General features: G+C 63.6%; 27 protein-coding genes. 17 read left to right on the top strand and 10 right to left on the bottom strand.

The annotated features are described in order from the left end of the window. Positions 1 to 30: 30 nt before the first annotated feature. Both IAG25_RS24540 and IAG25_RS24535 read right to left on the bottom strand, forming a co-directional pair. Complete coding sequence (locus IAG25_RS24540; protein ID WP_050328642.1) at positions 31 to 294, bottom strand: hypothetical protein; 264 nt, start codon at positions 292 to 294, stop codon at positions 31 to 33. A 106-nt stretch (positions 295 to 400) separates the two neighbouring features. Then, positions 401 to 2,086, bottom strand: a complete 1,686-nt coding sequence (locus IAG25_RS24535) for a GGDEF domain-containing protein (RefSeq protein ID WP_187607182.1) — start codon at positions 2,084 to 2,086, stop codon at positions 401 to 403. On the opposite strand from IAG25_RS24535, the gene IAG25_RS24530 reads away from it, so the two are divergent. From IAG25_RS24530 to IAG25_RS24510, 5 genes are all read left to right on the top strand, one after another. Continuing rightward, entirely contained in the window at positions 2,079 to 2,363 is a 285-nt protein-coding gene (locus IAG25_RS24530) for a hypothetical protein (protein WP_187607181.1), read from the top strand. The genes IAG25_RS24535 and IAG25_RS24530 overlap by 8 nt on opposite strands. Positions 2,364 to 2,817: 454 nt before the next feature. Beyond that, positions 2,818 to 4,581, top strand: coding sequence for an ABC transporter permease (locus IAG25_RS24525; protein WP_187607180.1), 1,764 nt, complete (start codon positions 2,818 to 2,820; stop codon positions 4,579 to 4,581). A 12-nt stretch (positions 4,582 to 4,593) separates the two neighbouring features. Next, the gene (locus IAG25_RS24520) at positions 4,594 to 5,943 is read left to right on the top strand and encodes an ABC transporter ATP-binding protein (protein ID WP_035506214.1); all 1,350 of its coding nucleotides are present in this window, start codon (positions 4,594 to 4,596) and stop codon (positions 5,941 to 5,943) included. Between the two features lie 173 nt (positions 5,944 to 6,116). Next, positions 6,117 to 6,317, top strand: coding sequence for a type II toxin-antitoxin system HicA family toxin (locus tag IAG25_RS24515; protein WP_187607179.1), 201 nt, complete (start codon positions 6,117 to 6,119; stop codon positions 6,315 to 6,317). 12 nt (positions 6,318 to 6,329) lie between these two features. Beyond that, positions 6,330 to 6,731 (top strand): type II toxin-antitoxin system HicB family antitoxin, encoded by a 402-nt coding sequence (locus IAG25_RS24510; RefSeq protein WP_187607178.1) that lies wholly within the window; start codon positions 6,330 to 6,332, stop codon positions 6,729 to 6,731. Between the two features lie 62 nt (positions 6,732 to 6,793). On the opposite strand, the gene IAG25_RS24505 is transcribed toward IAG25_RS24510, so the two are convergent. From IAG25_RS24505 to IAG25_RS24495, 3 genes are all read right to left on the bottom strand, one after another. Next, positions 6,794 to 7,318: a hypothetical protein gene (locus IAG25_RS24505; RefSeq protein WP_187607177.1), complete on the bottom strand. Its 525-nt coding sequence runs from the start codon at positions 7,316 to 7,318 to the stop codon at positions 6,794 to 6,796. After that, complete coding sequence (locus tag IAG25_RS24500; RefSeq protein WP_035506224.1) at positions 7,315 to 7,869, bottom strand: hypothetical protein; 555 nt, start codon at positions 7,867 to 7,869, stop codon at positions 7,315 to 7,317. Before IAG25_RS24500 ends, IAG25_RS24505 begins: the two co-directional genes overlap by 4 nt. Positions 7,870 to 8,158: 289 nt before the next feature. Next, positions 8,159 to 9,226: a sigma-54 interaction domain-containing protein gene (locus tag IAG25_RS24495; RefSeq protein WP_187607176.1), complete on the bottom strand. Its 1,068-nt coding sequence runs from the start codon at positions 9,224 to 9,226 to the stop codon at positions 8,159 to 8,161. A gap of 586 nt (positions 9,227 to 9,812) precedes the next feature. On the opposite strand from IAG25_RS24495, the gene IAG25_RS24490 reads away from it, so the two are divergent. From IAG25_RS24490 to IAG25_RS24450, 9 genes are all read left to right on the top strand, one after another. Next, entirely contained in the window at positions 9,813 to 10,169 is a 357-nt protein-coding gene (locus IAG25_RS24490; RefSeq protein WP_187607175.1) for a hypothetical protein, read from the top strand. A 51-nt stretch (positions 10,170 to 10,220) separates the two neighbouring features. Beyond that, a complete protein-coding gene (locus IAG25_RS24485; RefSeq protein WP_187607174.1) occupies positions 10,221 to 10,538 on the top strand; it encodes a DUF883 family protein in 318 nt (105 codons plus the stop codon). An 81-nt stretch (positions 10,539 to 10,619) separates the two neighbouring features. Next, on the top strand, positions 10,620 to 10,856 hold the full coding sequence (locus IAG25_RS24480) for a hypothetical protein (protein WP_035506230.1): 237 nt from the start codon (positions 10,620 to 10,622) through the stop codon (positions 10,854 to 10,856). Positions 10,857 to 11,188: 332 nt separating this feature from the next. Further along, on the top strand, positions 11,189 to 12,592 hold the full coding sequence (locus tag IAG25_RS24475; RefSeq protein WP_035506232.1) for a sigma-54-dependent transcriptional regulator: 1,404 nt from the start codon (positions 11,189 to 11,191) through the stop codon (positions 12,590 to 12,592). Between the two features lie 221 nt (positions 12,593 to 12,813). Further along, positions 12,814 to 13,032, top strand: coding sequence for a hypothetical protein (locus IAG25_RS24470; RefSeq protein WP_187607173.1), 219 nt, complete (start codon positions 12,814 to 12,816; stop codon positions 13,030 to 13,032). A 224-nt stretch (positions 13,033 to 13,256) separates the two neighbouring features. Then, positions 13,257 to 13,493: a hypothetical protein gene (locus tag IAG25_RS24465; protein WP_035506237.1), complete on the top strand. Its 237-nt coding sequence runs from the start codon at positions 13,257 to 13,259 to the stop codon at positions 13,491 to 13,493. Positions 13,494 to 13,684: 191 nt separating this feature from the next. Continuing rightward, positions 13,685 to 15,139, top strand: coding sequence for an alpha,alpha-trehalose-phosphate synthase (UDP-forming) (gene otsA, locus IAG25_RS24460; protein WP_035506239.1), 1,455 nt, complete (start codon positions 13,685 to 13,687; stop codon positions 15,137 to 15,139). A gap of 131 nt (positions 15,140 to 15,270) precedes the next feature. Beyond that, positions 15,271 to 15,618, top strand: a complete 348-nt coding sequence (locus tag IAG25_RS24455) for a chemotaxis protein (protein ID WP_187607172.1) — start codon at positions 15,271 to 15,273, stop codon at positions 15,616 to 15,618. A 146-nt stretch (positions 15,619 to 15,764) separates the two neighbouring features. Beyond that, a complete protein-coding gene (locus tag IAG25_RS24450) occupies positions 15,765 to 16,676 on the top strand; it encodes a YihY/virulence factor BrkB family protein (RefSeq protein WP_187607171.1) in 912 nt (303 codons plus the stop codon). 111 nt (positions 16,677 to 16,787) lie between these two features. On the opposite strand, the gene IAG25_RS24445 is transcribed toward IAG25_RS24450, so the two are convergent. Beyond that, positions 16,788 to 18,275: an RNA polymerase factor sigma-54 gene (locus IAG25_RS24445; RefSeq protein WP_187607170.1), complete on the bottom strand. Its 1,488-nt coding sequence runs from the start codon at positions 18,273 to 18,275 to the stop codon at positions 16,788 to 16,790. 452 nt (positions 18,276 to 18,727) lie between these two features. Between IAG25_RS24445 and IAG25_RS24440 the strand changes: the two genes are divergently transcribed. Together IAG25_RS24440 and IAG25_RS24435 are read left to right on the top strand one after the other, a co-directional pair. Next, entirely contained in the window at positions 18,728 to 19,069 is a 342-nt protein-coding gene (locus IAG25_RS24440) for a BON domain-containing protein (protein WP_187607169.1), read from the top strand. A 324-nt stretch (positions 19,070 to 19,393) separates the two neighbouring features. Further along, positions 19,394 to 19,627, top strand: a complete 234-nt coding sequence (locus IAG25_RS24435) for a hypothetical protein (RefSeq protein WP_035506251.1) — start codon at positions 19,394 to 19,396, stop codon at positions 19,625 to 19,627. 90 nt (positions 19,628 to 19,717) lie between these two features. Here the strand turns inward: IAG25_RS24435 and IAG25_RS24430 are convergent, their stop codons facing one another. Continuing rightward, entirely contained in the window at positions 19,718 to 20,170 is a 453-nt protein-coding gene (locus tag IAG25_RS24430; protein ID WP_035506253.1) for a PA2169 family four-helix-bundle protein, read from the bottom strand. 186 nt (positions 20,171 to 20,356) lie between these two features. On the opposite strand from IAG25_RS24430, the gene IAG25_RS24425 reads away from it, so the two are divergent. After that, positions 20,357 to 20,602, top strand: coding sequence for a hypothetical protein (locus IAG25_RS24425; RefSeq protein ID WP_187607168.1), 246 nt, complete (start codon positions 20,357 to 20,359; stop codon positions 20,600 to 20,602). A gap of 58 nt (positions 20,603 to 20,660) precedes the next feature. On the opposite strand, the gene IAG25_RS24420 is transcribed toward IAG25_RS24425, so the two are convergent. The 3 genes from IAG25_RS24420 to IAG25_RS24410 all read right to left on the bottom strand — a co-directional run bounded on the left by IAG25_RS24420 (position 20,661) and on the right by IAG25_RS24410 (position 22,115). Beyond that, positions 20,661 to 21,233, bottom strand: coding sequence for a glycine zipper domain-containing protein (locus IAG25_RS24420; RefSeq protein ID WP_035506258.1), 573 nt, complete (start codon positions 21,231 to 21,233; stop codon positions 20,661 to 20,663). Between the two features lie 52 nt (positions 21,234 to 21,285). Then, entirely contained in the window at positions 21,286 to 21,573 is a 288-nt protein-coding gene (locus IAG25_RS24415; RefSeq protein ID WP_238288245.1) for a DUF1488 domain-containing protein, read from the bottom strand. A gap of 71 nt (positions 21,574 to 21,644) precedes the next feature. Further along, the gene (locus IAG25_RS24410; RefSeq protein ID WP_255503907.1) at positions 21,645 to 22,115 is read right to left on the bottom strand and encodes a DUF4142 domain-containing protein; all 471 of its coding nucleotides are present in this window, start codon (positions 22,113 to 22,115) and stop codon (positions 21,645 to 21,647) included. Between the last annotated feature and the right edge of the window lie 5 nt (positions 22,116 to 22,120).

Below are 22,120 nucleotides of genomic sequence, written 5' to 3'. Positions count from 1 at the left end.
GGCGCGCTGAGTGGCAGAAGCGGCGCGGCGTCAGTCGAACAGGGTTTCGAGCGCCGACGCTGCTTCGCTGTCCACCGTGTTGTACGTCACCGTCGACGCCTCGAAGATGTAGTGCGTCGTGTATTTGCCGAGGCGCGAGAGGATCTCATCCTGAATCACTTCGGGCGCGAGATCGATCTTCAGAAACCACGCTGTCGACGAAAGCCGCGTCTGAAACGAGCCGTACTCGGCGAGCAGGTGGTCGAACGTTTCTGCGTCCTGATCCCGGCACACGATGACCAGATTTCCCTTCATGCAAACCTCCCGATTCACGCCAGCGGCATTCGATTTCGAATATCGATGATACCTGCGGGATGCGTGCGCGTCGCGACATGCGCATGACCGTGCGATGCCACGACGCTCATTTGCCCGCGAGCGTGTCTTCCGTGTGCCGCGCGGACGGGCCGGGATCGGCGGGGCGCACTTCGCTGCGGTCGCGCCCACGAGACTTCGCCTCGTAGAGCGCGAGGTCCGCGCGGGAGAGAATCCATTCGAGGGCATCGTCGAGCGCGAGCTCCGTGATGCCGATGGACACCGACAGCACCGCATCGTCCGGCAGATGCGCGCAGTGCTCATGATGGAAGCGCTTTCTCAGACGTTCGAGCACGGCTTGCGCATCGGCGAGCGAGGTTTGCGGCAGCAGAATGCCGAATTCCTCGCCGCCGAGCCGGCCGATCGCGTCGCTCGGACGAAGCTGCGCGCGGCACACTTCGACGAAATGTTCGAGCGCCCGGTCGCCCGACGCGTGGCCGAAGCGATCGTTGATCTGCTTGAAGTGGTCCAGATCGGCGATCGCGACCGAAAGCGGCGTGCCGACCGAGCGCGCGAGCTCGACTTCGTGCCGCAGCGTGTCGAGGAAGTATCGCCGGGAGAGCGCGCCCGTGAGCGCGTCATGGCGCGCTTCGGCCGAAAGAAGCGTATTGGCCGACTGCAACTGCTCGGCGAGATCGCGCGTCGCGCGGTGCAGGCGCCGCTCGCGCGAGTACGAAGTGGCGATCACGATCGCGAGCGTCACGACGCCGAGCATCGTCAGAAACACGAGGAAGCGGTCGCGGCTGTGGTTGCGGCTGATCTCCGGCCAGCTCGTGAGCGGATGGACGATATGCGCCGAAAGGCCCGAGTTGAGCCCCGTGCGTTCGTCGTAGAGCGAGGGCACGTTGCTGCCGTTCGCGGCGTAGAAGGTTTGCGCGAGCGCGGGCGCGAGCCAGTGCTCGGACGCGCGCATCTGCTCGCCGATATGCGACACGCGCAGCTCCGGAAACGACTCGCGCCGATAGTGCTCGATGCGCTCGCGCTCGGTCATGCGCGCGATGGGCGCACTGGGCATCGCCTGGTATTCGAGCCTGCCGTCGTGCGCCATCACGACGACGCCGTTCTCGTCGGTCACGAAGGTGCCGGCGCGCGAGACCCAGTGCCGCAGCCGGTCGATGCTCACCTTCGCGATCACCGCGCCGACCAGAATGCCGTCCTCGTAAGCCGGCGCCGCGATGAAGATGCCCGGCTCGCCGGACAGACGCCCCACGCCATACATCTCGACGAAGCCGCCGAGCAGCGCGCGCGCCACATAGCCGCGAGCGCTCATGTCGTAGCCGATGAAGCTGTCGTCGTCGCCCGCGTTGCTCGATGCAATGCAGAAACCCTTTTCGTTGACGAGCCAGATGGAGTCGAGGCCGGAGAAGCCCTGCGCGTCGTGCAGGAAGTGATTGACCTTCGCGAGAGCGGGGCGCGCGGTCCAGTCCTTGCGGCGTTCGAGTTCCGTCCCGGCCGGGTTCGAGGCATAATTCCGCGACTCCGCGAGCGCGCTCTGCGTGAGGTCCATCTGGGCGAGCGTCGCGGGAATGGCGCGCGACATCGCCAGATCGCTCGCGATGATCTGCGCCATGTTGTCGACGATGGACGCCGCCATCTGGCGTTCGGTGCGCACCGTCGCCGTCATCTCCTGTTGTACCATTCGGTCCGACAACAAGCCGGCGGCAATCCAGCACGCGAATGCCAGCGCCGCGAGGCCGAGCGTCGCGATCACACGGTGCAGGATGAGCTTGTTCATCGATCTCGGGCGCAATGGAAGTTCACGCCGTTCGCAGGCTGAACGCGCCGTGCCGCCCGAGCGGTCCGGTCTGCGCGAAGCGGGCAAGGCGGGTGCGCGGATTACGGCGCATCATGTCAACCGCTTTCCGGGTTTCGCTCGCAACGGGGCGGCGAGTGTGGCTCAGGCGGTTTTCCGGCTCGGATCGGGCGTCTCGCATCGCATCGGCGCTCAAATTATTGTTCGTGATAAGCCAAGATTGGACGATGTTTTCCGCCGCCTATCAAGTGCCTTCTGAAGGCGGGCGACGTGCGTCCAACATAACGGATGCGCGTCGCGCGAAAGCGCCATTCGCCGGGCAATCCGACCTGGGCACGCCGCAGCCAGACTGAAAGGAAGCGAAAGCACGCGGGCGCGCGGCGCATTCGACGCTGACAGCCCCTTCATTTTGCCCATGCCGTGCCGAAGAGCAACAGAAACATCGCAGGAATGGCGCGCCGGACCGCATGAAGGTTGTGCCTGTCACACGGGTTGGTGTAGTGTCGCTCGGTTCAGCGCGGGGAAACGTCTGACGCGGCGACTGCCCGGCGCCGTCATTCGTGCTGAACTTGTCGTCGTATCGACGGCCGCGTGCGTTGAGCATAAGGCTGTCCCGGGCAAAGGCTTCTTGCCCGCCGGACGGTTCGTTCGCCGTCTCAAGCAACATCCCGCGCACGCGCGGTCGGAACAAAGCCTTACGGGGAGGGCCTTGCATGGAATTTGGTTTCAATCTGAATCGCACGGCGAATGCGTCGGCCTGGCGGATCCTGCCCAACCGCTGGGACTTCATCGCGTTCCCGATGATCATCTGCATCATCGCGCTCGCCGCCGTCGGATTCCACGAGACCCTGGCGCCGATCTCGACATTGCAGACCCAGGCGATCTCGCTCGACCCCGCGAACCTTCCCGAATACGCGTTGCGCACGACCTTGCGCATGCTGCTGGCGATGGTCGCCTCGCTCATCTTCACGCTGGTCTACGGCACGCTCGCGGCGAAGAGCAGGCGTGCGTCGATCGTGCTCGTGCCGATCCTCGACATCCTCCAGTCGGTGCCGGTGCTGGGCTATATCTCGTTTACGGTGACGTTCTTCCTCGCGATGTTCCCGGGACGCGTGATCGGCGCCGAATGCGCGGCGATCTTTGCGATCTTCACGAGCCAGGCCTGGAACATGACGTTCAGCTTCTACCAGTCGCTGCGCACGGTGCCACGCGATCTGGATGAAGTGTCGCGCGGCTTTCATCTCACCAACTGGCAGCGCTTCTGGAAGCTCGAAGTGCCGTTCTCGATGCCGGGCCTCATCTGGAACATGATGATGTCGATGTCGGGCGGATGGTTCTTCGTCGTCGCTTCCGAGGCGATCACGGTCGGCAATCGCACGATCGTGCTGCCGGGCGTAGGCGCGTATCTGGCCGCGGCCATCGGCGAGCGCAACCTGAGCGCGATCGGCTGGGTGATCCTCGCGATGACCGTCGTCATCCTGGCCTACGACCAGTTGATGTTCCGCCCGCTCGTCGCATGGGCCGACAAGTTCCGCATGGAGAACACGAGCTCGGGCGACGAGCCGTCTTCGTGGCTGCTCGACCTGATCCGCCGCACGCGCCTGATTCACCGTCTGCTCGTGCCGGCGGGCTGGATTCTCGCGAAGGCGGCGCGCGTGCCGATCAAGCTGCCGTCCCTGCAGGGCGCGCTGGAAAACGTGGGCTTGCCGCTGCGCGCGAAAGTGCCGTCCACGCGCGCGGGCGATATCGCGTGGGGCACGGTCGTGGTGCTGATCACGGTGTTCGTCGTGTGGAAGGTCGCGTCGTTCGTCGCGACCGGCGTGAGCTGGGGCGAAGTCGGCCACGTGTTCGTGCTCGGGTTCATCACGCTCTTGCGCGTGGTGGTGCTGATCGCGCTCGCATCGGTGGTGTGGGTGCCGATCGGCGTGTTGATTGGCCTGCGCCCGGCGCTCGCGGAGAAAATCCAGCCGCTCGCGCAGTTCCTCGCCGCGTTCCCGGCGAATCTGCTGTTTCCGGTGTTCGTCGTGGTGATCGTGCGCTTTCATCTGAACCCGGATATCTGGCTGTCGCCGCTCATCGTGCTCGGCACGCAGTGGTATATCCTCTTCAACGTGGTCGCGGGCGCGTCCTCCTATCCGAACGACTATCGCGAGGCCGCAAGCAACTTCCAGATCCGCGGCTGGCAGTGGTGGAAGAAGTGCATGTTGCCGGGCATCTTCCCTTACTACATCACCGGCGCGATCACCGCCTCGGGTGGCGCGTGGAACGCCAGCATCGTCGCGGAAGCCGTGTCGTGGGGGAAGACGGAGGTCGTCGCGCACGGCCTCGGCGCCTACATCGCCCAGACGACCGCCGCGGGCGACTACCCGAAAATCATTCTCGGCATCGCCGTGATGTCGCTGTTCGTCACGCTGTTCAACCGACTGTTGTGGCGCCCGCTATACGCCTATGCCGAAGCAAGGCTTCGGCTGGATTGAGGACGAGTTCCGATGCAGAACCTGAAAAATACGTCGGCGGCGCAGGGCTTCCAGCGCCCGCAAGGCACGCCGCCGCGACTCGGCGCGGAGATCCTGCGCGTGGCGAACGTCAGCCGCGGCTTCAACAAGACGCAGGGCGAACTGCTCGTGCTCGACGATGCCAACCTCTCGCTGCGCGAAGGCGAGATCGTCGGATTGCTCGGGCGTTCGGGCTCGGGCAAGTCGACGCTGTTGCGCATCATCGCCGGGCTGATCGAGCCGACGGCCGGCGAAGTGACCTATCTGGACAAGCCCCTGAGCGGACCCGCGAAGGGCGTCGCGATGGTGTTCCAGACGTTCGCGCTGTTTCCGTGGCTGACCGTGCTTCAGAACGTGGAAGCCGGTCTGGAAGCGCAGGGCGTGGGCGCGCGCGAGCGCCGTGAACGCGCGCTGGCCGCGATCGACCTGATCGGTCTCGACGGCTTCGAAAACGCGTATCCGCGCGAACTGTCGGGCGGCATGCGCCAGCGCGTGGGCTTCGCGCGGGCGCTCGTCGTCGATCCGACGCTTCTGCTCATGGACGAGCCGTTCTCCGCGCTCGATGTGCTGACCGCCGAAAACCTGCGCACCGATTTGCTCGATCTCTGGACACAGGGGCGCATGCCGATCAAGTCGGTGCTGATCGTCACGCACAACATCGAGGAAGCGGTGTTCATGTGCGACCGCATTCTGGTGCTGTCGTCGAATCCCGGTCGCGTGATGGCCGAGATCAAGGTGCCGTTCAAGCATCCGCGCAATCGTCTGGACCCGGCGTTCAGGCGTCTCGTCGATGATATCTACGCGAAAATGACCGCGCGCCAGATGGACGAAGCGAAGAAGAAGGGGCTCGAGTTGGGAAGCTGGCTGCCGTCGGTCTCGACCAACCTGATGGCGGGTCTCATCGAAACGCTCGCGGCCGAACCGTACCACGGCCGCGCGGACATGCCCGAGATCGCGCGCACGCTGCATCTCGAAGTCGATGATCTCTTTCCGATCGCGGAAGTGCTGCAGCACCTCGGTTTCGCCGATGTGCGCGAAGGCGACATTTTCCTCACGCCGCAAGCGCGTGTGTTCGCCGAGTTCGGCACGCAGGAGCGCAAGATGATGTTCGCGGAGCATCTGCTGCGTCACGTGCCGCTGGCCGCGCGGATCAAGAAGGTCCTGAACGAGCGGCCGGGACATCGTGCGCCGCGCGTGCGCTTCGAGCAGGAACTGGAGGACTTTCTCTCCGACAAGGCCGCGCAGGAGACGCTCGATGCGGTCATCGACTGGGGACGTTATGGGGAGATTTTCTCGTATAACGACCAGACGGAGATGCTGAGTCTGGAGGATGTGGAGGCTTGAGCGGCTTCGGGTTGGATTGAATCGAAAGCGCGGTTGCCGGTGACGGGACCGCGCTTTTTCATTGGCGTTGGCCGTTTGGCTGAATGTTCGTGCGGCGCGTTGAATCGTAACGTTTTCGTCTTGAAGATCACTGCTGCGTGTGTAAAGCTACACACGCAGCATTCGGAGACGAGATGGATTCATCGCGCTTGATTCGAATGCTGATGGATGACGGCTGGGAGCTCGTGCGCACTCGAGGCAGTCATCACCACTTCAGACACGCAACCAAAATCGGTCGCGTAACCGTGGTTCATCCAAAGAAAGACGTAGCGATCGGAACGGCCAGATCGGTCCTCAAAGGCGCCGGATTGCTCAACCGTCTGTATTCGTCGTAACGGAGCCGGACAATGGAATTTGCCCTCGCCATTCATAAAGATCCTGAAAGCAGCTACGGAGTGACCGTGCCCAACGTTCCGGGCGTTTTTTCAGCCGGAGATACGATCCACGAAGCGATCAAAAATGCGAAGGAAGCCATTTTTTTCCACATCGAGACGATCATCGAGGACGGCGCGGAAGTCTCGATTACGTCGCGAAGCATTGAGGAGTTGATCGTCGATCCGGATTTCGCCACGGCCATCTGGGCCTTCGTCGAAGTGGACCTCTCCAAGCTCGATTCCCGCCCGGAGCGCATCAACATCAGCCTGCCGCGATTCGTGCTGCACAAGATCGACAGCTATGTCGAAGCGCGCCACGAGACCCGCAGCGGGTTCCTCGCGCGCGTCGCGCTGGAAGCGATCGCCAACGGCTGAAGTCATGAAAAAAGCGCGGTGTCCGTGAGGAAACCGCGCTCTTCGGAAGACCAGCCGGGAAACTACTGCAAATTCCCCCACCGCTCGACCGCGGGCTCCGCCGACGCCCATTTCCATCCGCTCGGCTGCTGGCAAGCCGTTGCGACGAACCACTCGGCGGGCGCTTTCGCATCGTCGCCATCGACGACCGAGAACGCGAATTCCTTGCACGTCGCGAGCGCGCTGCCGAACTCGCGCAGCACGCGCACTTCACCGTGACCGTTCTCGACCGGCAAGGTGTGCTTGACCTTCCACGGCCTGGTTTCGCCGACCTGAGAGATGCCCGCCGTCACCGCGATCATGACCTGCTGATCCTGATGCAGCGATTTGGTGACGCGCTTGACGGCCTCATCCGTGGCGGCCTGCACGGCGATACCCACGCCCAACCCGATGGCCGGATTCGTCGTGAACGCGCCCGTCGCGATGCCGGCCGTCGCGCCGGCCGCGGCGCCGATCGAAGCGCAGCCGCTCATCGACATGCACACGGCCGCGCCCGCCGCGACGATGCCGAGACGCAGCGCCAGAGTGACGTCGAGCGACAGCGTCATTGCAGCGAACCCCAGCGCGGCGTAGCGGGCTCGGCCGAGGCCCACTTCCACTTGTCGCCGTCACGGCATACCGACGCGACGTAGAACGCGCTGTCGGCCGCGCGGTCCTTGGTTGCGTCGCGATCGACGGAGAACACGATCTCCTTGCACTCGAGCACGCCGCTGCTGATCGTGCGGCTCACCGTCACGCGGCCTTTCTCGTCTTCTTCGATCGGCACCGAATGCACCGCCTTCCACGGCGCAACCGCACCGACCGCGAGCGGACCGGCGGCCGACGCGATCTGATCCTGCGTGTTGGTATGAGCGACGCGCTGCGTGTACTGCACGCCCGCGCGGGCCGCGGCGACCGCGCCAAGTCCGATGCCTGTCGCCACCGCGGCGTTGCTGGTGACGCTGTTTGCCACCGCCGCGCCCGCGATACCGGCGCCTGCTGTCGCGCCTTCGCTATAGAGCGAGTTACATCCACTGAGGCTCATGCAAGCGATGACGCCTGAAATGACCGCGGCGAGCGCGGCGGCGCGCGGGCTGCGCCGATGGACCCTGATCTGCATGTTGCGTTCCTTCGTCTACCGTATCCCGACGCTTGCCAATCGGGGTTCGAGGGCTCGAATCTGCTTGAGGTATCGCCCTCAAGTCGCTGCCCGGCAACGCAAAGTCGGCACGGTGCGCGGGCTTCGCGCATTTTGAAGCATGCTTCTAATTACCGGTTCGGGAAAATTGCAAGAAATTGCAAGCGCACGAAGTGTGCCTTCATCCGCGTTTCGTCGCGGACAAAAAAAAAGCGAGCGCGGCTGTGCGCGCTCGCTTCTTGAGTCATGTCGATGAAAGCCGGCAGGCGATTCAGTTCTCGCTGCCCGACGCCGCGTCGCCGCCTTCGGTATCCTCGTTTTCGTATGCGCCGAGGCGGTTATACAAGGTCTTGAGGCTCACGCCGAGCGCCTTTGCCGCGCGCCGCTTGTCGCCGCCGCAATGCTTGAGCGTGCCGAGGATGATCTGCTTCTGCGCATCGGCGAGCGGGGTGCCGACCCAGACGTTCATCGCGTCGCCCTGCGTGACGGGCTTCTTCACGCGCGACGCGAGATGCGGATGCGCGATCTCCACCGTCTTCTCCGCGAGGATGAACGCGCGATAGACCGTGTTCTTCAGTTCGCGCACGTTCCCCGGCCATGAGTACGTGCGCAGCACGTCGAGCGCGCGTTTGCTGAAGACCTTGCTCGTGCCTTCCTGCGCGTTCATCTCCGAAAGGAAATGCTGCGCGAGCAGTTCGCGGTCCGAATCGCGCTCGCGCAGCGGCGGCGCGCGCAACGGGAACACCGCGAGCCGATACATCAGATCCTCGCGCAAGCCGTTTTCCTTCACGGCCGTGACGGGATCGCGATTGGTCGCCGCGATCACGCGCACATCCGAGCTGATGAGATCGTTGCCGCCGACGCGAAAGAACGTGCCTGTTTCCAGCGCGCGCAGCAGCTTCACCTGCCGCACGGGCGACATCTCCGTGACTTCGTCGAGAAAGAGCGTGCCGCCGTTCGCGTGCTCGAAATAGCCGATACGCCCCTGCACCGCGCCCGTGAAGCTGCCTTTCTCGTGACCGAAGAGTTCGGCCTCGATGAGGTTGTCGGGGATCGCGCCGCAGTTCACCGCAATGAACGGCGCGTCCTTGCGCGCGCTGTGGTCGTGGATCGTCCGGGCGACGAGCTCCTTGCCGGTGCCCGACTCGCCGATGATGAGCGCTGTCGCATCGGTGGCGGCGACGCGCTCGATTTGCGCATACAACTCCAGCATCACGGGCGACGAGCCGTAGAGCAGTCCATAGGACTTCAGGCCCGGCACTTCTCCCGTGTTGCGCTTTCTTTGCGCGGGTGTATCTCCGACCGCGGTGGGCGGCGGATCCAGATCGGTTGACGCCATGTGTCCTGATCGTTCCAGTTCTGCGTATGTCGTGGGCGGGCGGCGGCCTGCGCGGGCGCCCCCGGTCGTGCAGCCGGCGGGGCGCGGTTCGGCGCGCGCGAGCGGCGCAACCGTGGGTGACCGCGCGCATCGGCATATGACGCGCCCGTGCGCGTTGCCCGTCGTGCTCACGCTAGCCGTGAGCCGCTCTTCCTCGTAGTGCGTCGGTCCAGGAACGTCTGCATCGGATATTTCGCAGCGCCGATTGTTTACAGACGAGCCTATCTCATAAACGCTATTTAACCATTCGCAACGACATTGCGGCAATGCGCTGGCCGGCCGGGGGCGCATTTTGTCTGAACCGCGCGGTGAGTGCCGCGTACTTCCGGAAAGGTTCTCCTTTACGCACCGAGAATTTACAAAGGCACAGCGTAATTGTTACCCGATCATTGGCGGCGGGACGTAGCGGCCGAGCGGCAGGCTCCGGTTCCCCGTCACTGGCACGAAAGCTGCATAAGCTCGGTCATCGTGATACTTGTTCGAAAGTCGCCGACGAGCATCGCCCTGAGGCGCACACACGAGAATGGGCGAGAGAGGCAAAAGCATCATGGAAGACTTCTTTATTTTCGACGGGCCCGCACACGAGCGCACCACGCCCACACGGCCGCTTCGCACGCGACGCGCGAACGGTTCGGGCGGTGAGCGCCAGGAACTCGTGACGGGCGAGCCGATCGACATCTATCACTGGGCCGCCGTCGCGCTCGTCACCGCGCTGATGTGCGCGGTGCTAGGCTATGCGGCGGGCACGCCCGCGCTCGCACGCGCCGCGAACGTGACGAGTCTCGTGTTCGGCGCGATGGGCGGCGCGCTGATGGCAAGCGGCGTCGTGCGCAGCCTGCGCGCACGTCTCGAAGCAGGCGGGCGCCTTGCCGTGCCCCGCCTTCCTGTCGCCGAAACGCGCTGATTGTCGCGTCGGCGCGCTCAGACAAACCCAATTAGGCGAGGACTACATCTTATGAGTCAAACGACTGTCCAGCTTGCGTTGGGCAAGCAAAAGATCATCGAAGACATCAAGGTGCTGCTGAACGATTCGGAGGAATTGCTGCGTTTATCGGCGACGCTGCCCGGCGAGGGCGTCGAAGCGCTGCGTGCGCGTTTGCGCGATCACGTCGATTCGGCGCGTGGCGCGCTGGAAGATGCGCAGGCGAATGCGCAAAGCCGTTATCGCGCGGGCGTCGATTGCACCGAGAAATACGTGAAGGACAATCCGTGGCAGTCGCTCGGCATTGCGGCGGGCGTCGGCTTTCTGGTGGGGCTTCTGGTTTCCCGCTGATTCGCCGCGCATGCAACATGAATGCGCAGAGCCGTCGTTTAATCGCGGCGGCGAATTTTATTGATGATGGGAGAGAACACAATGGCACGGCCCTCGATCGGAATTTTCGGCGCGTTGTTCGCAGTTGGCAGCGTTCTCGCGTGGAAGTGGGTGCAGTCGCAGGATCTCGCCGGACGGCGCGCGGCGCGTGACCTGAACCGCTGGGAAGACGAGGGCGGCAAAGTGCTGAGCCCGTCGACCGGCGCAAGCGCGAAGGCCGTAAATGGCCATGGCGTCGTCGGCGGAACTCCGGATGCGTGGCATTTTCCGCGGAGTTGAGCCTGACTGCTTCATCCCGCTAACGCTTTTTAATGATGCGACCAAAGAAACGCGCGCTGAATCAGCGTGCGTTTTTTAGCGTGATAAACGCTTATAATCGGTGAAACTCCGGCCATAAGTTGTCTAAATGGAAAAACTTACGCTGGGTTTGAACCAAGCGTACGGATCATCGGAAATTATTCTATTTTTTGCGCATTTTGCGTCGCGTCGATTACCTTTAATCGGCGGATATCGCGAATCGCACCGGCCCGTCGGCGTCCATGCCGCACGGAGAAGACCATGCCACATCATGGCGTGTGACCTGAAAACGCTTTGGAAGAATTCGAGACGCAATGCCACACGTATTGATTGTCGATGACGATCCCAGTACCCGCGAGGCGCTAGCCGCGATCATCGGCGAAGACGGATTGACGACGGCCACCGCCGGCGATTTGCGCGAGGCACGCATTCAGCTCGTGCGGCAAACGCCGGACGTCGTGTTCACCGATCTCAAGCTGCCCGACGGCACGGGCGTCGATCTTTTCGAGGATCTCGACCCGCGCTCGGGCGTCGAGGTGATCGTGATAACCGGCCACGCGACGGTGGAATCCGCTGTCAGCGCGCTCAAGATGGGCGCGACGGACTACCTCGTCAAACCGATCAACATGCAGCGCGTGAAGGCCATCCTCTCGCGCCTGCCGCGCGCCGGCGACCTGAAAGCGGAAATCGGCACCTTGCGCGGCGAGTTGCGCCGCATGGGCCGCTTCGGTCTGATGCTCGGCAATTCGCCCGCGATGCAAACAGTGTACGACCAGATCGGCCGGGTCGCGCCGACGGCCGCGTCCGTGTTGCTGATCGGCGAATCGGGAACCGGCAAGGAAGTCGCCGCTCAGACGCTGCACGAGCTTAGCCTGCGCCGCAAGCATTCGTTCATCGCGGTGAACTGCGGGGCGATCTCGCCGAACCTGATCGAATCGGAGATGTTCGGCCACGAGCGCGGCTCGTTCACGGGCGCGGATCGGCAGCACAAGGGCTATTTCGAGCGCGCGAACGGCGGCACGTTGTTCCTCGACGAAATCACCGAAATGCCGATCGAGCTTCAGGTGAAGTTGCTGCGCGTGCTGGAGACGGGCATGTTCATGCGCGTCGGCACGACCAAGGAACTCGAGACGGACGTGCGCCTCATCGCCGCGACCAATCGCGATCCCGAGCAGGCCGTGCTCGAAGGCAAGCTGCGCCTCGACCTCTATCACCGGCTGAACGTATTCCCGATCAACCTGCCGCCGTTGCGCGAGCGGGGCAAGGACGTCGAGCTGCTCGGACAAGCATTCCTCGACGAGCTGAACTCCCGCTACAACACGAAAAAAGGCTTCCCGCCGGCCGTGCGCGAGATGCTGGCGTCGTATAACTGGCCGGGCAACGTGCGCGAGCTGAAGAACTACGTGCAGCGCGCGTACATCATGTCGGCGACGGATTCGGACAGCACGGCCACGGTGCCGCTGCAGATTTCGCTGTCGAAACCATCGGCGGGCACGGCCGTGACCATACCGTTCGGCACCTCGCTCGCACAGGCCGACCGTCAGCTCATCCTCGCCACGCTCGACCAGTGCGGCGGCGTGAAGACGCGCGCCGCCGAAATCCTCGGCATCAGCCTGAAAACGCTTTATAACCGGCTCGTCGAGTACGGCGAGGACGCGAACAAGGCTGCTGTCGGAGAAGGCGGCGACATGAACGAGGCAGATAGCGAAAATACCTGAACGTCGCTTATCTTTAGACGAAAACAACGCCTGCGGCTTTTAAAGTGCGCAGGCGTTTTTCATTGGCAGGCGCGTTTTCTACGCCGATAATGTGACAGGAGATGCGCAACGGAGACTGATGAGGGGCATGCCCCTTGCTGCCGATCGAATGACATCCGCGCGTGGCGCGCAGGCGCCGACGGATGGCGAAAGTACGATCACAAGACCGCAAGGAGCCCGCCATGCCACACAGCCCGTCCAGTCGCGCTTCCGATGTTCACCGTATCGAAGCACAGACGCCGCAGCCGCCGGACCCGCCGGTAACGCCGCCCGATCAGCCGCCGCCCACGCCGATTCCGCCCGACACGAATCCGGATCCGACGCGCGAGCCGCCCGAGCCGCCGTCGCAGCCGATCGGCGATCCGCCGCCGGGACCGGGCGAAACGCCGCACGTGTATTAGCAACGCAGAAGGACGCAGGACTGCAGACATTGGACAATGCCCAGAATTCGTGCAAAGTTTGAATAAGTTTCCATCCGCAGCGTAGAGATTACAACGGATGGTGAAACAATGACCGGCGACACGTCCTGTCGCCGGTCGCTTTTTCTGAAGCCGCGCTTGCCCAAGCGCAACGGTCCGACGCCGCCGACGTCACTATCGCGACGGCCTTCTTCTCTGGAGGCATCATGAGGCATCCCGCACTCCGACGCTCCGCGCGTCATTCTTCCAAGCGCGAAGCGCGCGCCGAAGCCGCCAAGGCAGCCGGCGCCCAGGGCGCATCGGCGCCGCCCGCCGATCACGATCCTGCCGGCCAGAACCGCCCCGCGCCTGGCGTGCCGCCCGATGGCGAGCACAATCAGGGCGGCGTGCGCCGCGAAGGGATCGACTATCAACGCGACCTGGGCTCCGAGCAGGATTCGTGAATTCCGCCGGCGGACGCACCCGGCACAAGAATAAAAATTTCTACGCGGCGTGCGTTCGCCGCGTATTTTCGTTCGTCCGTAACATCTTCATACAAACTTTCATTTACAAAAACCGACAAAAAGGCACAGCTTTTGCATACCCTTGATCGCCAATTCGAGCATGCAACGACAACTGATGAGGTGATGCTGTAATGAGCAGATTGATCGTGGTATCGAATCGCGTCGCACCGATCCAGGAAGGCAAGCCCAGCGCGGGCGGCCTCGCGATCGGCGTTCTCGATGCGCTCAAGGAGACTGGGGGCGTGTGGTTCGGATGGAGCGGCGAGATCGTCGGCGAGGCGGGCGCTCCGGTCGTTGAGAAAGGCGGCAAAGTGACCTACGCGACGGTCGGACTCACGCGCCGCGATTACGACCAGTACTACCGAGGTTTCTCGAACGCCACGCTGTGGCCGACTTTTCACTATCGCAACGATCTCTCGCGCTTCGATCGCGAGGAATACGCGGGTTATATGCGCGTCAACGCGAGCCTCGCCGCGAAGCTGAAGACGATGCTCAAGCCCGACGACATCATCTGGGTGCACGACTATCACATGCTCCCGTTCGCGCAGGAGCTGCGAAAGCTCGGCGTCGCGAATCCGATCGGCTTCTTTCTGCACATTCCGTTTCCGGTGCCGGAAATCATGCGCACGGTGCCGCCGCACGAGGAACTCATCGCGGCGATGTGCCAGTACGACGTCGTCGGCTTCCAGACCGACAACGACAAGCAGTCGTTCATCGATTACGTGGAGCGTACGAGCCGCGGCCACTTCAACGAAGACGACGGCATGCTGCAGGCGTTCGGCCGCATGCTGAAAGTGGGCGCATATCCGATCGGCATCTATCCGGACGCCATCGCGAAGGCCGCCGACCAGTTCGCGAACCGCAAGCAGGTGAAAAGCCTGCGCGACAGCATGCACGGGCGCAAGCTCATCATGAGCGTCGACCGGCTCGACTATTCGAAGGGTCTCGTCGAGCGCTTTCAGGCGTTCGAGCGGCTTTTGCTGAACGCGCCGGGCTGGCATGGCCGCGTGTCGCTTGTGCAGATCGCGCCGCCTACGCGCTCGGACGTGCAGACCTATCAACGCATCCGCCAGAATCTGGAAGGCGAGGCGGGCCGCATCAACGGGCGTTTCGCCCAGCTCGACTGGACGCCGATCCAGTATCTGAACCGCAAATACGAACGCAATCTGCTGATGGCGCTGTTCCGTCTCTCGCAGGTCGGCTATGTGACGCCGCTGCGTGACGGCATGAATCTCGTCGCGAAGGAGTATGTCGCGTCACAGGATCCGGCCGATCCGGGCGCGCTCGTGCTGTCGCAGTTCGCGGGCGCGGCGGATCAATTGCCGGGCGCGCTCGTCGTCAATCCGTTCGATCTGTCGCAGATGTCCGAAGCACTGGAGCGCGCGCTGTCGATGCCGCTCGCCGAGCGTCAGGCGCGTCACGCGGACATGATGGCGCCGTTGCGCGAGAATAATCTTTCGGTGTGGCGCGATTCGTTCCTGTCGGACCTGCGCAGCGTCGCGACCGCGACATCGGTGACCGAAAAAACCGTCAATACGGTGAGGCAGGGCGCGACCGGCGCCAAGCGCCCGGCGGCGAAGGCCTGAGCCCGCGCCAAATCTCGTCTTGCACGTACAGCCCCGCGCCTCGACAGAGGCGCGGGGTTTTTTCATGCGCCAAGCCGGGAGATCGCGGAACGGGACTTGCGGATTCATCATCGACACGATCCCAGGAGGTCATGATGAGCGGAAGTACATTGAACCCGCCCGAAGACGACGGCGCGGAGTACGGCAAGGGGCACGGCACCGGGGCGCTCGGCCCGAGCGACTCGTCGGACAGCGGCTCGGACGTGCAGGGCGAAAAGCGCTATCCGGGCGACATCGAAGATGAACTCGACGCGCACGCGCTCGGCCAGTCCAAAGCCGAACTGAACAGCGATACGGACCGCTTCGGCACCGGCGAGACCGCGTCGGCGGACGGCGACAACAATCTGGAAGCCGACGCCGATATCCTGCCCGACGAGATCGAGGACGAAGCCCGCGGCCTCGCCGACGAGGACGCCGACCCGGCCGACGATCGACCCTGAGACCCAGAGACCCTGATACGCAGCCGGACAACGCAACATGAACGCGGCGCGCTTCCAGCGGAAGCGCGCCGTTTTTTACACACGATTCGCAGCGCGGGGCTAACATCGTCGATTGACACTTCAAGCCGCGCTCACGCTTTCCGCCGATGGATCAGGACGTTTCCGCCACTCAATCCGCGCCTGTCGCTTCGGGCCGCACGTCGCGGTTCGGCTGGTTTTCGTGGATCGTCGATCCGATCATGCAATGGTCGCAGGATCATTGCCTGATGTTCTCGGCGTCGATCGCGTTTTTCGCCGCGTTTTCGCTCGCGCCGACGCTCGTCATCGTGATCGCGGTGGCGAGCGTGTTCTTCGGCGCCGACGCCGTACAAGGGCGGCTCTTCGACGAGATCAGCGGTGTCGTGGGCGTGGACGCGGCTCACACGCTCGAGGCGATCGTCGCGAACGCGTGGCATGCGGACATCGCGCGCAGCACGGCGATTCTGTCGCTCGCGGGCGTGCTGATCGGCGCGTCGGCGACGTTTTCGTCTTTGCATAGCGCGCTCAATGTCATCTGGCCGACGCCCGCCGTGAGCACGCGCGAGAGCATCGTCACGCTGCTGCGCGTGAGGCTGATGTCGTTCGGGCTCGTGGTCGGCTCCGGTTTGCTCGTCGCGATGCTGCTCGTGCTCGATGCGCTCGTCGAAATACTCGGCCATTGGGTGCTCGGCGACGGCAGTCCGTTCATCGTGCTGTCGGGCCTCACGCGGCGCGCGATATCGATCGGCGTGCTGATGGTCGCGTTCACCGTGCTGCTCAAGTTTCTGCCGACGACGCGCATGCGCTGGGGCGATGCCGCGCTCGGCGCGACCGCCGCCGCGCTGCTTTTCGAAGGCGGCAAGCGGCTCTTCGCGTTCTATCTCGCGCACGCGGGCACGGCGAACATGTTCGGCGCAGCGGGGTCGCTTGCGATCATCCTCATGTGGCTTTATTACTCGGCGGCGGTGTTTCTGCTCGGCGCGGAGCTTTCGGCGACGGCCGCGAGAAAGCGCACGCATCGGGCGTCGGGCTGGCGCTGATCACGGACAAAAAAAGGCCGTCCGCGAACGGACGGCCTGTCGATTACGCTCCTGTCGCTCAGGCGCCTCGCTTGACCGGGTCGTCGCCGAGCGCTTGAGAGCGTGAAACCATCATGCCTGACGGCGCAGTTCCGCGGGCGGCACTTTCATGAGATGCCGATACTTCGCCACCGTGCGCCTGGCGACGATCACGCCCTGATCCGCGAGCATCTTCGCGAGACTCACATCGGACAGCGGATCGCGCGTGTTCTCCTTCGAGATCATTTCCTTGAGCAGCGCGCGCACCGCCGCGGCCGAACATGTGCCACCGCTTTCCGTGCTCAGTTCGCGCGGGAAGAAGTGCTTGAACTCGAAGATGCCGCGCGGCGTGGACATGTACTTGTTGCCCGTGGCGCGCGAGATGGTCGATTCGTGCAGGCCGAGCTCATCGGCGACATCACGCAGGACGAGCGGCTTCAGCGCGATCTCGCCGTAATCGAAGAACGCCTTCTGATGCGAGACGATGCATTCGGCAACGCGCTGGATCGTCGTGAAGCGCTGCTGCGCGTTGCGGATCAGCCAGCGCGCTTCCTGCAACTGCTGCGCGAGCGGCGAGCGGCTCGCGCCGGCCGATTGCGCGAAAAGCTCCGCGTACATGCGATGGATACGCGCACGCGGCAGCACGGCCGGGTTGATCGTCACGACCCATTGCTTCTTCACCGGACGCACGATGACGTCGGGCACCACGTAGTTGTCCTCGCTCTGACCGTAGTTCTCGCCCGGCTTCGGATCGAGGCGACGCACGAGCGCGCACGCGACGCGCAGTTCATCCGCGCTGCAGCCGATCTTCTTCTGCAATTCGGCCTGTTCGCGTCGAGCAAGACGCTCCAGATGATGCCCGACGATCTCGAGCGCAACCGCGCGGCCCGGCGTGTCCTCTTCGAGCGCTTCGAGCTGCAATGTCAGACATTCGGAGAGATTGCGCGCGCCGACGCCCGGCTTGTCGAGCGACTGCACGAGCTTGAGCGCGATGTTGAGTTCGTCCTCATGCAGCGCGGGTTCGATCTCGACGACATTCGCGAGCTCGCTCAATTCCTGGCGCAGATAGCCGTCGTCATCGAGCGCTTCGATGATGAGCTGCGCAATCGCGCGGTCGCGCTCGTTCAACTGATAGAGCCGCAATGCATCGTGGAGCGTTTCGTGCAGCGACGGCTCGATGCGCACCCAGTCCGCCGGATCGGAGCCTTCCCCGTCGCCGTTGTTGCGCGACGAACCGCGTCCGAACGGATCGGACGAGAACTCGTTCATGGAGTCGTCGCGCGATTCCGAATCGGCCCTTTGCTCGCTTTCCATGTTCGATTCGGACGCGAGCGGGGCTTCGGCGGTGTTGCTGTCCGTGGTCGACGAGGCCGATTCGCCCATCGAGCTGCCGTTATCGGCGCCGAGGGCGTTGTCGTCGGTCTGCGACTCGTCGTATTCGAGAAAGGGATTCGTGTCGAGCGCGTTGCGCAGTTCTTGCTGGAACTCCAGGGACGAGAGTTGCAGGAGACGCACGGACTGCTGCAGACGCGGCGTAAGCGCGAGGGTTTGTTTCGCGCGGAGTTCGAGTGTAGGCGGCATTGCTTGCTAATCCTCGATTGTTCTAGACGTAGTGGGCTGGTTTGCGGATCAGTAAAGCAACAGCCGTGCCATCGTTCGATAAGCTCGCGCCGCGTCTACGTTTTTTGCAGTCTGCCCGGCGTTTCCGGACGGTTCTCCGCGCGGCTTTCACGCAGTTTTTACACGCGCTCAGACAAAAGCGACGCGCGTTTCGGGCGGCGTCGCGCGCGCTGCGGCGGACGATTTTGCAACCGTCGAAGATTTGTTCGCAGACGCACGAATGCCTTGCCGCGCGGCGTTTTCCACGTGTTCTCGCGGCGCCTGCTTAGCGTGTGAGGTCGATCCGGCACGCAAGTTGCGGTACGGAGTTCACGATCCGCGTGCTACGGCGCGGACGTGATCGCAGAGCCGCCTCGCGCACGAAAAAGGCGAACGGGGCGCCAGACCAAAATCGAAAAAATGGGAGTATTGCCATGAAGACGACTCAATTCCTGAAGGCAGCCGGTGGTATCGCGTGTGTCGTGTTCGCGCTCAACGTCGGCGCGCAAACCACTGCGGCGTCGTCGACGAGCGGTTCCGGCACGTCGATGGGCCAGAAGGTCGACGACAGCGCCGTCACCACGAAGGTCAAGGCCGAGTTGCTCGGCGCCAAGAACGTCAAGTCCACGCACATCCACGTGAAGACGCATTCGGGCGTGGTATCGCTGACGGGCACGGTGCCTTCGGCAGAGGACAAGACCGCCGCCGAAGAAGTCGTCTCGAACGTGTCGGGTGTTGCTTCCGTGAAGAACCATCTTAAAATTGCCGCCAAGTAATGGCATAGTTCGTATGCCCGGCTTCGCCACGGCGGGCCGCGGTTGAGTGCCAGCAGTACGGAACCCGCGCGGGGTTCGACGATTCGCCATCAGCGGCGATGAATCGGACGAAGCGCGGGTTCTCGCATGGAGGCCAGGGTTCGCGTCGCATGGCCCGATGCTTCAGTCGCACATTCACGCATGACGCTTCACGCAGTGCGCATCACCTCGCAGCACTTCGAAACTTAAAAACGAGTACGACCGTTTAGGACGGCACTCACACAGGTGGCTCACGAATGCGCAGTAGCCCGGCGTTCAGAGGCCCCGGCAAAACAGGAGCTCTTCATGAAGACGAAAAAGATGGCATTGATCGGCGCGCTCGCGCTGGCATTCTCGACGGCGGCGTTTGCGCAGGCAGCGTCCGATGCGGCCACGGCAGGCGCGGATGCTGGCGCGCATGCGAAGAAGCAGAAGGGCACCTATCTGCATCAGCAGGACAAGGCGCACAAGCTGAAGGGCGCGTCGGCAGCGGCGGCGGCTTCGGCGCTCGGCACGAACGACAAGGGTCAGCCGCAGTAACCTGACGCTCGACAAACAAACGGCCGCATCGCGCGGCCGTTTGCGTTCATGCGGCCCGATCGTCATCGGGCCGCTTTTGCATCAACCGCTTCAGGACTTCGCGGCCGCGTACTGATCGCGCAGATCGCGGATACGATCGTGATTTTCCAGCACGCCCTGATACTGGCGTTCGACGATCGCGCGGACATCGGCAGGCAGATCCTTGTCCAGCGCCTGACGATAGTTCTTCTTCGCGGCATCCTCGCCACGCTCGCACTCGGCGAGAATCGCGTGATCGCTGTGGCCGCTCACGGCCGACTTCACGTCGACCCAGCCGCGATGCAGCGCGCCGGCCACCGATCCGCCGGTTTCGGGCTTTCCGCCCAGCCGCGCGACCACGTCCTGTAGCTCGCGCGCGCCTTCCGCGCACTTCTGCGCGCGATTCTGGAATAGCAGCTTGAGGCTTGGATCACGCGTATCCTCGGCGGCCTTGAGAAAACCCTTTTCCCCGTCCTTCGAGGTTTCGACGAGATCGTTGAGTACCGATACGACGTTCGTGCTCATATAACACCTCCCATTGGTTTCGACATTGCCGCTGCGCAGCCTCCCTGCGGGATGCGGCTCGCCGATTCAGTACGCACGCGGCGTGCCCGCATCATTCGCGGCGGGGCATGTGATTTGCTGCCGACACGGCATTACAGCGCGCATCCGATTCGAGACGCGCGCAGAACACGGCGACAGGAGAACGCAGTGAAATTCTTGAACCGGCTCGCGCATCGCGAGTTTCTGATCCTTGTGGCGATGGCGGCGTCCGCGCTGACCTTGCATGTGCGTCAACACGTCATCGAAGAGCAACCCGTGCAGGCATCGCACGCGGATTATGGGCGTATCTGCGAAGCGCCCGCCGCAAGCGAAAGCAAGGCGCGTGTGCTGCCCGCCGAATGCCGTCTGCGCGCGAATCTGCCGGCGAATCGAACGCACACGCCCTGGGTCTAACACGCCGACAAACAAACGCCCGCGAGAAGCGGGCGTCGTCATTGGGCACAGCGAGAAATCACGCGCGCGTGTGCGCGAACTCACCCACCGGATGCGGCGGCTGCAGCGGATCGAAATCGCTCCAGCGACCTTGTTTCCATCGTCCCGACGCACGCTCGATATCGATACCGCCCGCCTCACGCAGCGCCGCGGCCGCCTGATCCTGCGATTCCGGCGATACATGCACCGCGACGAGCACACCCGCATGTCGCGCGGGCTCCTCGGCGTGCGCGGCGTCCTTCGGCTTCTTCGTATGCGACATCGCGCCGACGAGCGATCCCACATAAGCACCGACGCCCGCCGCGATCACCGAGACGAGCAGCGGCGCATGAAATACCGCGAAGATCGCCGCACCCACCACCGCACCGGCGACCGCACCGATCGTCACGCCCTTGCCGGCGCCTTTGGGCGCCGCGCTCGCGCCCGCATCGGTGCCGACATCGCCGCCGACGGGATAGCGCGCGTGCTGGCCGCTCGGATTGACGAAGAAGAGCGTCACGTCTTCTTCCACGAAGCCTTTCGCGAAGAGCTTCTGGGCTGCCGATTCGGCCGCGCGAAAGGTCTGAAATCGGCCCGCAATGATCAGTGACATGTTCCCTCCTTGTTGGCTTGGGTGATTGAATGCGTTGCGCTGCGTGAGCGGCTCAGTCCGGCTCCATGCCGGCGACGCGGAACAAACCGCTTCTCAGCACGGCGGGCTGGCCGCCGTTGTCGTCGAGCACTTCGGCGCACACCGCGCGAATGCGCGCCGTGCCGCGCGCGTATGCATCGAGCAGATCTTCCTCGCGAGCCGACTTCGCGCCGAAATGATCTTCGAGCGCTTCGGCGGTGATCGAACATACGACCGGCTCGCCGTCGATGAGCGCGGCAAAATGAATGGCGAGATCGTCGCCGTCGAAAACGGGGGCTTCGTCTGCAAACGTGATGTGCATGGTCGAGTCCTCATAGGCGGGACGGGAAGCGGAACGGAGAGCGGCCGCGCGTTGGGCGACATACGCGACGCTCATGACGCCGCCTTCGCTGTCGCGAGATGCTGCGCCATCTCGTAGTGATGGCTGATGACTGGCAACGCCTTGGCTGCCGCCGCCTTCAGCGCGGTGTCGTTGCCGCTTTCGCTCTCCTTCCTGAAGAGCGCGACGGCCTTCTGATGTCCGTCCATGGCTACCTTTTCAATATAGGCCTTGTCGAACTCCGCGCCCTGAAGATTTTGCAGACTGCCGATCAGCGATGAATCCGCCGCGGCCGGCGCGGTGATCCCGTGACGTTTCGCGAGTACGTCCAGATTGCGCGCGAGTTTCGTGTGATCGACGATCATTCGCTGTGCGAATTCCCGTACCTGCCGGTCGCTCGCGTGCGTGAGCGCGAGCTTGCTCGCGGCAAGCTCGGTCGCGCCCGCCTGACCCGCGTCCTGAAGAAACTGCTGATCAATCGGCGAGAGCTTTTCGCTTTGCGCCTGCGCAACCGGCGCAGACATCGAAA

Origin of the sequence: Caballeronia sp. EK (assembly GCF_014384845.1) — a bacterium.
Taxonomy (GTDB): domain Bacteria; phylum Pseudomonadota; class Gammaproteobacteria; order Burkholderiales; family Burkholderiaceae; genus Caballeronia; species Caballeronia jiangsuensis.
Note: the sequence above shows the minus strand (reverse complement) of the source record. Positions and strands in the feature narration are given on the sequence as shown.

Bases quoted from the DNA above. Each gene is read 5' to 3' on its own strand.
- IAG25_RS24535 (WP_187607182.1), bottom strand. From the start codon at position 2,086: ATGAACAAGCTCATCCTGCACCGTGTGATCGCGACGCTCGGCCTCGCG.
- IAG25_RS24515 (WP_187607179.1), top strand. From the start codon at position 6,117: ATGGATTCATCGCGCTTGATTCGAATGCTGATGGATGACGGCTGGGAG.
- IAG25_RS24465 (WP_035506237.1), top strand. From the start codon at position 13,257: ATGAGGCATCCCGCACTCCGACGCTCCGCGCGTCATTCTTCCAAGCGC.
- IAG25_RS24415 (WP_238288245.1), bottom strand. From the start codon at position 21,573: ATGCACATCACGTTTGCAGACGAAGCCCCCGTTTTCGACGGCGACGAT.
- IAG25_RS24500 (WP_035506224.1), bottom strand. From the start codon at position 7,869: ATGCAGATCAGGGTCCATCGGCGCAGCCCGCGCGCCGCCGCGCTCGCC.
- IAG25_RS24435 (WP_035506251.1), top strand. From the start codon at position 19,394: ATGAAGACGAAAAAGATGGCATTGATCGGCGCGCTCGCGCTGGCATTC.
- IAG25_RS24410 (WP_255503907.1), bottom strand. From the start codon at position 22,115: ATGTCTGCGCCGGTTGCGCAGGCGCAAAGCGAAAAGCTCTCGCCGATT.
- IAG25_RS24450 (WP_187607171.1), top strand. From the start codon at position 15,765: ATGGATCAGGACGTTTCCGCCACTCAATCCGCGCCTGTCGCTTCGGGC.
- IAG25_RS24495 (WP_187607176.1), bottom strand. From the start codon at position 9,226: ATGGCGTCAACCGATCTGGATCCGCCGCCCACCGCGGTCGGAGATACA.
- IAG25_RS24470 (WP_187607173.1), top strand. From the start codon at position 12,814: ATGCCACACAGCCCGTCCAGTCGCGCTTCCGATGTTCACCGTATCGAA.
- IAG25_RS24475 (WP_035506232.1), top strand. From the start codon at position 11,189: ATGCCACACGTATTGATTGTCGATGACGATCCCAGTACCCGCGAGGCG.
- otsA (WP_035506239.1), top strand. From the start codon at position 13,685: ATGAGCAGATTGATCGTGGTATCGAATCGCGTCGCACCGATCCAGGAA.
- IAG25_RS24510 (WP_187607178.1), top strand. From the start codon at position 6,330: ATGGAATTTGCCCTCGCCATTCATAAAGATCCTGAAAGCAGCTACGGA.
- IAG25_RS24520 (WP_035506214.1), top strand. From the start codon at position 4,594: ATGCAGAACCTGAAAAATACGTCGGCGGCGCAGGGCTTCCAGCGCCCG.
- IAG25_RS24525 (WP_187607180.1), top strand. From the start codon at position 2,818: ATGGAATTTGGTTTCAATCTGAATCGCACGGCGAATGCGTCGGCCTGG.
- IAG25_RS24420 (WP_035506258.1), bottom strand. From the start codon at position 21,233: ATGTCACTGATCATTGCGGGCCGATTTCAGACCTTTCGCGCGGCCGAA.
- IAG25_RS24490 (WP_187607175.1), top strand. From the start codon at position 9,813: ATGGAAGACTTCTTTATTTTCGACGGGCCCGCACACGAGCGCACCACG.
- IAG25_RS24485 (WP_187607174.1), top strand. From the start codon at position 10,221: ATGAGTCAAACGACTGTCCAGCTTGCGTTGGGCAAGCAAAAGATCATC.
- IAG25_RS24440 (WP_187607169.1), top strand. From the start codon at position 18,728: ATGAAGACGACTCAATTCCTGAAGGCAGCCGGTGGTATCGCGTGTGTC.
- IAG25_RS24540 (WP_050328642.1), bottom strand. From the start codon at position 294: ATGAAGGGAAATCTGGTCATCGTGTGCCGGGATCAGGACGCAGAAACG.
- IAG25_RS24445 (WP_187607170.1), bottom strand. From the start codon at position 18,275: ATGCCGCCTACACTCGAACTCCGCGCGAAACAAACCCTCGCGCTTACG.
- IAG25_RS24480 (WP_035506230.1), top strand. From the start codon at position 10,620: ATGGCACGGCCCTCGATCGGAATTTTCGGCGCGTTGTTCGCAGTTGGC.
- IAG25_RS24430 (WP_035506253.1), bottom strand. From the start codon at position 20,170: ATGAGCACGAACGTCGTATCGGTACTCAACGATCTCGTCGAAACCTCG.
- IAG25_RS24455 (WP_187607172.1), top strand. From the start codon at position 15,271: ATGATGAGCGGAAGTACATTGAACCCGCCCGAAGACGACGGCGCGGAG.
- IAG25_RS24505 (WP_187607177.1), bottom strand. From the start codon at position 7,318: ATGACGCTGTCGCTCGACGTCACTCTGGCGCTGCGTCTCGGCATCGTC.